The 8,020-nt window shown below is 66.5% G+C and carries 8 protein-coding genes; 3 read left to right on the top strand and 5 right to left on the bottom strand.

The window, feature by feature from the left end:
• Window positions 1–65 precede the first annotated feature (65 nt).
• The 5 genes from VFR64_04380 to VFR64_04360 all read right to left on the bottom strand — a co-directional run bounded on the left by VFR64_04380 (window position 66) and on the right by VFR64_04360 (window position 5,088).
• Window positions 66–446 carry a cytochrome c gene (locus VFR64_04380; protein HET9488977.1) on the bottom strand — a complete coding sequence of 127 codons (381 nt, stop codon included), beginning with the start codon at window positions 444–446 and terminating at the stop codon, window positions 66–68.
• A 28-nt stretch (window positions 447–474) separates the two neighbouring features.
• Window positions 475–1,566, bottom strand: a complete 1,092-nt coding sequence (gene ugpC, locus VFR64_04375) for a sn-glycerol-3-phosphate ABC transporter ATP-binding protein UgpC (protein ID HET9488976.1) — start codon at window positions 1,564–1,566, stop codon at window positions 475–477.
• Window positions 1,567–1,648: 82 nt separating this feature from the next.
• Window positions 1,649–2,497: a carbohydrate ABC transporter permease gene (locus VFR64_04370; protein ID HET9488975.1), complete on the bottom strand. Its 849-nt coding sequence runs from the start codon at window positions 2,495–2,497 to the stop codon at window positions 1,649–1,651.
• Window positions 2,498–2,765: 268 nt separating this feature from the next.
• On the bottom strand, window positions 2,766–3,728 hold the full coding sequence (locus VFR64_04365; protein HET9488974.1) for a sugar ABC transporter permease: 963 nt from the start codon (window positions 3,726–3,728) through the stop codon (window positions 2,766–2,768).
• 22 nt (window positions 3,729–3,750) lie between these two features.
• Window positions 3,751–5,088, bottom strand: a complete 1,338-nt coding sequence (locus tag VFR64_04360) for an extracellular solute-binding protein (GenBank protein ID HET9488973.1) — start codon at window positions 5,086–5,088, stop codon at window positions 3,751–3,753.
• A 272-nt stretch (window positions 5,089–5,360) separates the two neighbouring features.
• On the opposite strand from VFR64_04360, the gene VFR64_04355 reads away from it, so the two are divergent.
• Genes VFR64_04355 through VFR64_04345 form a run of 3 tightly spaced genes read left to right on the top strand, consistent with a single transcriptional unit; the run spans window position 5,361 to window position 7,986 of the window.
• Window positions 5,361–6,860 carry a TRAP transporter large permease subunit gene (locus VFR64_04355; protein HET9488972.1) on the top strand — a complete coding sequence of 500 codons (1,500 nt, stop codon included), beginning with the start codon at window positions 5,361–5,363 and terminating at the stop codon, window positions 6,858–6,860.
• A 33-nt stretch (window positions 6,861–6,893) separates the two neighbouring features.
• Window positions 6,894–7,529 (top strand): TRAP transporter small permease subunit, encoded by a 636-nt coding sequence (locus tag VFR64_04350; protein ID HET9488971.1) that lies wholly within the window; start codon window positions 6,894–6,896, stop codon window positions 7,527–7,529.
• 13 nt (window positions 7,530–7,542) lie between these two features.
• Window positions 7,543–7,986 (top strand): hypothetical protein, encoded by a 444-nt coding sequence (locus VFR64_04345; GenBank protein ID HET9488970.1) that lies wholly within the window; start codon window positions 7,543–7,545, stop codon window positions 7,984–7,986.
• Window positions 7,987–8,020: the final 34 nt, after the last annotated feature.

Below are 8,020 nucleotides of genomic sequence, written 5' to 3'. Positions count from 1 at the left end.
CTCTGGCTCGATTGACACGCAAAATGGGGGGAATGGGGCCATTTCGGGGCCCCCCATGTTCATCATCAAGGTCTCGTCGCCAGCCGTCTCACGTAACCGACCAGCGCATTGATGTCCGCGTCGCTCAGGTGGTAGCCGAAGGCCGGCATTCCCGGTCGTCCGAGCGGGGCGCCGCCGTGCTTGATGATGTCGAAGACATAGCGGTCCGGGTGCTGGCTCATGCGCGTGGCGTTGGCCAGGTCGCCGGGCCGGATGAGGAACAGCAGCGCCCGCCATGAGCCGCGGCCGTCGGTGCCGTGACACGTCACGCAATACGCGTAATAGAGCCGCTCACCCCGGGAGGCGCCGGCAGGCGGCGTCGGGGTATCGAGGAGCCAGGCCAGACCGGCCGTGAACAAGGCGATCGCGACCAACGTCCCCGCGAGCGCGATCAGCGACCTGCGCACAGCGGTCGAGCAGGGCCGGCGCGGGCGCCTAGATAGCGACTTCGGTCTTCAGATCGAAGAAGTGCAGCTGTTCGGGATCGAGGGCCAGCCGGATCTTCTCGTGCACCTTCACCCGCACGGTCGGGTCCACCCGGGCCACCATGGCATTCGTGTTGGCCTTCACGTCGAGCAGGATCTCGGAGCCGAGCGGCTCCACCACTTCCACCGTGGAGTCGAAGGTGTAGTCGGGGGAGTCGCTGCCGCCGGCGGGATGAAGGTCCTCCGGACGCACCCCGAGCGTGACGTGCTGACCGCGGTAGGCCCGCAAGCGGTCCTGTCGGTGAGCGGGCACGCGCACCCGCAGTCCCGGGTTCTCGGCCCAGAGGGCCCCGTTGGTCTCGCTGATGGTCACGTCGGCGAAGTTCATGGCCGGCGAGCCGATGAACCCGGCCACGAACCGGTTGGCGGGCCGGGAGTAGAGCTCCAGGGGCTCGCCGACTTGCTGGATCCAGCCGTCCTTCATGACCACAACCCGATCCCCGAGCGTCATGGCTTCCACCTGGTCGTGGGTGACGTAGACGGCCGTGGTGGCGAGCCGCTCGTGCAGGCGCTTGAGCTCCACGCGCATCTGCACGCGCAGCTTGGCGTCCAGGTTGGACAGCGGCTCGTCGAAGAGGAAGACCTGGGGATGGCGGACGATCGCCCGCCCCACGGCGACCCGCTGGCGCTGACCGCCCGAGAGCTGGCGCGGCTTGCGCTTGAGCAGTTCCTGGATGCCCAGGATCTCGGCGGCATCCTGCACCCGCTTCTGGATCTCAGCCTTGGGGAACTTCCGCATCTTGAGCCCGAACGCCATGTTGTCGTAGACGGTCATGTGGGGGTAGAGCGCGTAGTTCTGAAAGACCATCGCGATGTCGCGGTCCTTGGGCGGCAGATCGTTCACCACCCGATCCCCGATCGAGATCTCTCCGGCGGTGATCTCCTCCAGCCCGGCGATCATGCGGAGGGTCGTCGTCTTGCCGCAGCCGGAGGGCCCGACCAGGACGACGAATTCCTTGTCCCGGATGTGGAGGTTGACGTCCTTGACGGCGTGGACTTCGTCGAATTTTTTGTTGAGGTCCTTCAGGACGACCTGCGCCATTGCTCGTCTCCCCAGCTCGGCTTCACCGGCGACCCGGTTGCCGACACACTATAGTGGCTTCCGCGCGCGGTCACAAGGCCGCTCAGCCCTTGACCGAGCCGGTCAAGCCCGTCACGTAGTACTCCACGAAAAACGAGTAGACCAGGGCCACCGGCACCGAGCCCAGCAGGGCGCCGGCCATCAGCTGACCCCAGAAATAGATGTCGCCCCGGATCAGCTCGGACACCACACCGACCGGCACCGTCTTGCGCTCGGGTGAGAAGAGGAAGACCAGGGCGTAGATGAACTCGTTCCAGGACAGCGTGAATGCGAAGATGCCGGCGGACAGGATGCCGGGCACCGCGATGGGAAAGATGATGCGCATCATCGCCCCGAACCGGGTGGCCCCGTCGATGCGGGCACACTCCTCCAGCTCTCTGGGTATGGTCTTGAAGTAGCCCATGAGCAGCCAGGTGCAGAAGGGGATGAGGAAGGTGGGGTACGTCAGGATCAGCGCCCACGGCGTGTTCCCGAGCTGGAAGTTCCGGATGATGTCGGCCAGGGGGATGAACAGCAGCGTGGGCGGCACCAGGTAAGTCACGAAGATCGAGGTGCCCAGCAGCCCGGCCCCCGGGAAGCGCAGTCGAGCTAGCGCGTAGCCGGCCAGGAGCCCGCAGAACAACGAGATCGCCGTGGAGATGACCGCGATGAAGAACGTGTTCCACAGCCAGCGGGGGAAGGTCGTCTTGGCCAACAGATCCTGGAAGTGGGCCAGCGTCGGCTGCAGGGTCCAGAACGGCGCGTTGTTGACGGCCCGCCAGGAGCGGTAGAGCTCGTGGTCGGGACGAAAGGCCGTGACCGCCATCCAGTAGAAGGGAAACAGGGTGCCGATGACGAACAGGGTGAGAGGGATGTAGAAGAAGGCCCACTTTTTCCAGCGCTGCTCGATCATTGAACAGGGTGCGGGCGCCCGGGCTGTCGCCCGCCCGCACCCCCCCGGAACCATCCGCGAGATTCTCCGCTCACGCGATCAGAGTCCCGACCACCGCGCCCCACGCCCGTGCCCCGCCGGAGCCACCCGGGAGGTTGTTCAGTCGCCCGATCAGAGTCGCGACCTGTTGGACAGGGCACGGGCACCCGGGCTATCGCCACGCCCGTGCCCCGCCGGAACCACGCGCGAGCTAGTTCGGCCGCCCGATCCGAGTCGCGATCTACCGTGATCACGCGCCTTCGAGTCTCCTGAGGTAGCGCAGCTGGATCCAGACCACGACGAAGAGGACGGGGAGCATGAAGAGGGAGATGGCGGCGCCCTCGCCGAGGAGTCCGGTGGCGACCCCGACCTGGTAGGCGTAGGTCGCCAGCAGGTGCGTGGAGTTGGCGGGGCCCCCGCCGGTGAGCACGTAGATGAGCTGGAAGTCGGAGAACGTCTGGATGATCGAGAACACCACCACGACGATGGTCACCGGCTTGAGCAGAGGCCAGGTCACGTGCCAGAAGCGCCGCCAGCCGTTGGCACCGTCCAGCGAGGCGGCCTCGTGCAGGTCGGGATTGATGGTCTGCAGCCCGGCCAGGAGGGTGATGGCGAAGAACGGCATGCCCCGCCAGGTGTTCACGAGAATCGCGCAGGACAGTGCCCAGGTGCCGTCGGAGAGGAACGGCAGCTTCACCGTGATGATACCGGCCTGGTAGAGCACCCAGTTCAGGACGCTGAAGGTCGGATCGAACATCCAGCGCCAGGCGAAGGTGCTGAGCACGGTGGGGACGATGAACGGCAGCAGCATCGACGCCCGCACCAGCCGCTTGCCTCGGAAGTGCCGGTTGAGTAGCAGCGCCAGCCACATGCCCAGGGCCAGCTTGAAGATGGTGGCCCAGAACGTGTAGACGCTCGTGTTCCAGAACGCCGTGCGGAAGATCGAGTCGTTCCAGGCCCGGACGAAGTTCTGCAGGCCCACGAACACGCCCGGGTTGCCGACGCTGGTGCTGGACAGTGAGAGCCAGACCCCCATCACGAACGGGTAGGCGATGAACAACCCGAGCAAGACGACGGTCGGCGCCAGCAGCAGCACGGCCAACAGCCGCTCACTTTCGAGGAAGCGCGTCAGCGGCTGGGTGCTTCTGGGGTGCGCGAGCGCCACCTCCACTCTGGCGGCGCTCCCGACACCCCCGATGACCGAGTTCTTCACATCGTACTCGCCCAGGGCTCGACTAGGCCTTCTGGTAAATGTTCTTGAGCTCGCCCTCGGCCCACTTCACGGCATCCTCGGCCTTAGTGCCCGTCACGGCCTTGGCGTACATGTCCACGATGATGTACTTCGTGTAGGCCTCGGTGGCCCGGGCCGACGCCGGTCCCGGCGAGCCCAGCATCCGGGCCTGGCGGACAGCCTGCCGGAAGACCTGGAGCGGCTTGTCGACCTTCTTCCACATGGGGTGCTCTTCCCAAACCTGGGTGGGGCCGACGTTGTACCCTTCGTTGACCTGGAACCACTTCTCGTAGTTGTCCTTGGTGTGCAGCCACTTGAGGAAGTCCTTGGCCAGCTTCTGGTTCTTGGAGTACTTCATGATCGCGTGCTGGAACGGCACGTAGAGCGCGAACTGGCCGGCCGGCCCCTTGGGCAGCAGCGCCGCGTGCTCGATGTCCTGAAAGAGCGGCTCGCCCCGGTCGTCCTTGATCTTGTCCTTCTGGCGCTTGGCCACGATGTAGATCGAGGCGCCGTTGAGGCTCGCGCTGATCTCCCCTGCGTGGAACGCCCGGTTGTTGTTCGTGTCATCCCAGGCCGCGCCACCTTCGTCGCAGGCGTCCTTCCAGAAGGCCTGCAGGAACTTCACCGACTCCAGCGTGGCCTTGGAGTTGAGGACGACCTTCTTGCCGCTCTTGTCGACCTCGGCGCCGCCGAAGTCCCATAGCAGCGGGTAGGCGAACGTGGGCGGGTCGCCGAAGGAGTGGCCGAGGGCCTGACCGACGGGCCTGCCCTTGGCCTTGAGCTTCTTGCCCACCTGGCGCCACTCGTCCCAGGTCTTCGGAAACTCCTTGGCCCCGACCTCGTTGTGCCAGGACCGACGGTAGGCGACCGCGTTGCCGACGACGCCGTGCGGGACGGCGAGCCACTTGCCGCCGACCCTGGCCGTGGCCTGAAAGACGTCGTAGTAACCGCCCTGGGCCTTGCCGATGGGCTCGGCGATGTCCGAGACGTCCACGATGCCGCTCGCGTAAAGGTGCGGCCAGTTCCAGAGCATCTGGATGATGTCGGCGCCGCTGCCCGACTGGATGGCGGCGGTGATGCGAGGCTGCAGGTCGTTGCCGTTGATGAACTCGAAGACCACCTCGGCGCCCAGCGCCTTGGAAGCCTCCGGGGCCTGCCGCTTCAGCTCCACGTCGGCTTCGGGGATGAAGTCCACCCACCGCACGATGTGGAGCTTCTTGCCCTGGGCCCAGGCCGGGGCCTGGCCAGCCGCCAGGATGCCCTGCAGGCCGGTGGCGGCCACCGCCGCGGCGGCGCCCGATGCCCTGAGAAAGGAACGACGCTTCATCGGCTGACACTCCATGGCGGATCCTCCTTGATCAGCGCGAGTCGGTCGCCCTGCAGCCCCGGGCCGGAGGGGCGATCGGCAAGCCGAAGGCACGGCTAAACATCCGAGAAAAGTGACGAACTGATAGCACCTGGCGGTCGGGGTGTCAACGCCTTGTCCGCGTGAAGCCGCCACCCCGGGTAGGCCGACCGGTGCACGGCTCGAGCGAAGATCGGCCTTGACAGGCTTCACTGCCTGCAGTTAGCGTCCCCCAACGGCGTTTCGAACCCGCCCAGGAGGGCTTCTGGATGGCCCGACTCGTCCCTGAAGGCGTCACCCTCAACGGCCGTCTGCGCCTCATCCTGCTCGCGCTGCCGGTGGCCGCCGCCATCGTGCTGGCGTACACGCTGTGGCTTCGCAGCGGGCCCGAGGTCGAGATCGTTCCGTTCGTGCAGGATTATCTACCGTTGTTCATGTTCCTGACCCTCGGCGTGCTGCTGTTCTCGGGATACCCCGTGGCCTTCGTGCTCGGCGGCACGGCGCTGGTCTTCGGATTCCTGGGCTATCTCTTCGACACGTTCCGGCTCGTGGAGTTCTTCAACTTCGTGCCGCGTATCTGGGGCCAGGCTGCCGAGAACCTCGTGCTGGTCTCCGTTCCGACGTTCGTGTTCATGGGCGTGATGATGGAGCGCAGCGGCATCGCCAAGGACCTGCTCTACTGCTGCCAGGTGCTGCTCCGCCGCGTCCCCGGAGCGCTGGCCCTGGCGGTCACGGTGATGGGCACGATCCTGGCGGCGATGACCGGCATCATCGGCGCCTCGGTGACGATGATGACGTCGCTGGCCCTGGCGCCGATGCTGCGGCAGGGGTACAGCCACGCCCTGGCCACCGGCTGCATCGCCGCGGCCGGCACGCTGGGCATCCTCATCCCCCCGAGCATCATGCTGATCCTGTTCGCCGACCTCCTGTCCGTGTCGGTGGGCACCCTGTTCATGGCGGCGCTGGGCCCGGGCCTCCTCCTTGCGCTCATCTACCTGATCGGCATCAGCGCGACCTGCGCGATGAAGCCCGCTCTGGGTCCGCCGCTGCCACCGACCGAGCTCAACCTCGGGTTGGGCGAGACCGCGGGCCTGTTCGTACGCAGCTTCCTGCCCCCGGCCATTTTGATCGGGATGATCAAGGGCTCCATCCTGTTCGGCTGGGCGACGCCGAGCGCGGCGGGGGCGGTGGGGGCTTTCGGCGCCGTGGCCCTGGCCATGGCCAAGCGCCGGGGCGGCTGGACGACCCTGAAGGAGGTCGCCAACGCGTCGGCCCTCACCATCAGCATGATCTTCTTCATCGTGATCTCGGCGACCTGCTTCGCCTATGTGTTCCGGGCGCTCGGCGGGGATTCCGTCGCCGAGCACCTGATCACGTCGGCCGGGCTCGGCTCCTGGGGCCTGACCTTTCTGATCATGGGCATCGTCTTCGTCCTGGGGTTCTTCCTCGACTGGATCGAGATCACGCTGATCGTCCTGCCCGTCTTCGGGCCCATGATCGCCAACATGGATTTCGGCGCGCATGTGCCCAAGGAGTCGGTGCTCATCTGGTTCACGGTCCTGCTCGCCGTGAATCTCCAGACGTCGTTCCTCACCCCGCCGTTCGGCTTCGCCCTCTTCTACATGAAGGGCCTGGCCCCGGCCGAGGTGAAGATCCAGAGCATCTACCGGGGCATCATCCCGTTCGTCATCATGCAGCTGATCTGTCTACTCCTGGTGCTGATGTTCCCGATGCTGGCCCTGTGGCTGCCGGGCGCGGTCTACGACTAACCAGCCGCTCTCGGAGGCGGTGGGGAGGTTCTGATGGCGGTCGAGTTGCTGCTGCGCATCAGCGAGCGGCTCCGGTCGTTCGTGGAGTTCGTCGGGCGGTGGGGCGCCGTCTTCATCCTGCCGCTCGTCTTCGTCACGATGTGGGACGTGTTCCTCCGGAAGATCGGGGGGATGCAGGTCTGGCTCGTCGAGCACCTGGGGCGGGCCTTCGAGTCCACCGTAATCCAGGAGTTCGAGTGGCACTTCCACACCGCGCTGTTCACGCTGGTGCTGGGGTATGGGCTGGTCCGGAACCGTCACGTGCGGGTGGATCTCGTCCGCGAGAAGCTGTCCTTCCGCAAGCAGGCCTGGATCGAATTCCTGGGCCTCACCCTGTTCATGATCCCCTATTGCCTGATCGTCGGGTATTTCGCGGCGGGGTTCGCCTATGACTCGTTCCTGATCGGCGAGAAGTCGGCGTCGACGGTGGGATTGTCCTATCGCTGGATCATCAAGACGATCCTGGTCTTCGGCATCTTCACCGCCCTTCTGGCCGGGATCGCCGTCTGGCTGCAGACCGTGATCGTGCTGTTCGGCCCCAAGGAGGTCCGCTTCCGGTTGATGACGCTCGAGTGGCCGGAGGACGCGGCGGCCAGGGGCGGGCGGCTGAACACGGGCCCCGGCGTCTAGCCGACGCTCCCGGTTGGACTGGCCCCGGCTCGTCAAGCGGTACGTCTGGGACGATGACAGGACGCCGTACTTCGCCCGCGCCGGACGCCTCACCCCGACCCAGGCCCGGAGCGAGCTGTTCGTCTATGCCTTCCTGCTGGCGGTGCTCTCCTCTCTCGTGACCGTGATCGCCGCCGTTGGTGAGGGCCGGCCCGGTGTCCTCGGGTCGCCGGCAAGCGCCCTCTACGCGGCGACGGTGCTACTCGGGACGATCGTTCTCGGAGCCACCGGTCACCCGGTGGCGGCGGGCTACTGCGCGACGGCGCCGGTGGCGGTGGGGCTGGCCGCGCTGGCCGGCGTGTTGCGGCCGGGCATGCTGGCCGGCGAACAGGTGGTCTTGACCGGCTTGAGTCTGCTGTGGCTCGGCTACGCGGTTCGCGTCGTACGGATCGCCCGCCGGCTCCACGGGCGCGAGTGACGGGGTCGGCTCGCGGAGGGCAGTGGCCCCTCCG

It is taken from the genome of Candidatus Methylomirabilota bacterium (assembly GCA_035709005.1).
In the GTDB taxonomy this organism is placed as follows: Bacteria; Methylomirabilota; Methylomirabilia; order Rokubacteriales; family CSP1-6; genus 40CM-4-69-5.
Note: the sequence above shows the minus strand (reverse complement) of the source record. Positions and strands in the feature narration are given on the sequence as shown.

Coding starts and splice junctions, on each gene's coding strand:
- ugpC (HET9488976.1), bottom strand. CDS start 1,566: ATGGCGCAGGTCGTCCTGAAGGACCTCAACAAAAAATTCGACGAAGTC.
- VFR64_04370 (HET9488975.1), bottom strand. CDS start 2,497: ATGATCGAGCAGCGCTGGAAAAAGTGGGCCTTCTTCTACATCCCTCTC.
- VFR64_04360 (HET9488973.1), bottom strand. CDS start 5,088: ATGGAGTGTCAGCCGATGAAGCGTCGTTCCTTTCTCAGGGCATCGGGC.
- VFR64_04355 (HET9488972.1), top strand. CDS start 5,361: ATGGCCCGACTCGTCCCTGAAGGCGTCACCCTCAACGGCCGTCTGCGC.
- VFR64_04350 (HET9488971.1), top strand. CDS start 6,894: ATGGCGGTCGAGTTGCTGCTGCGCATCAGCGAGCGGCTCCGGTCGTTC.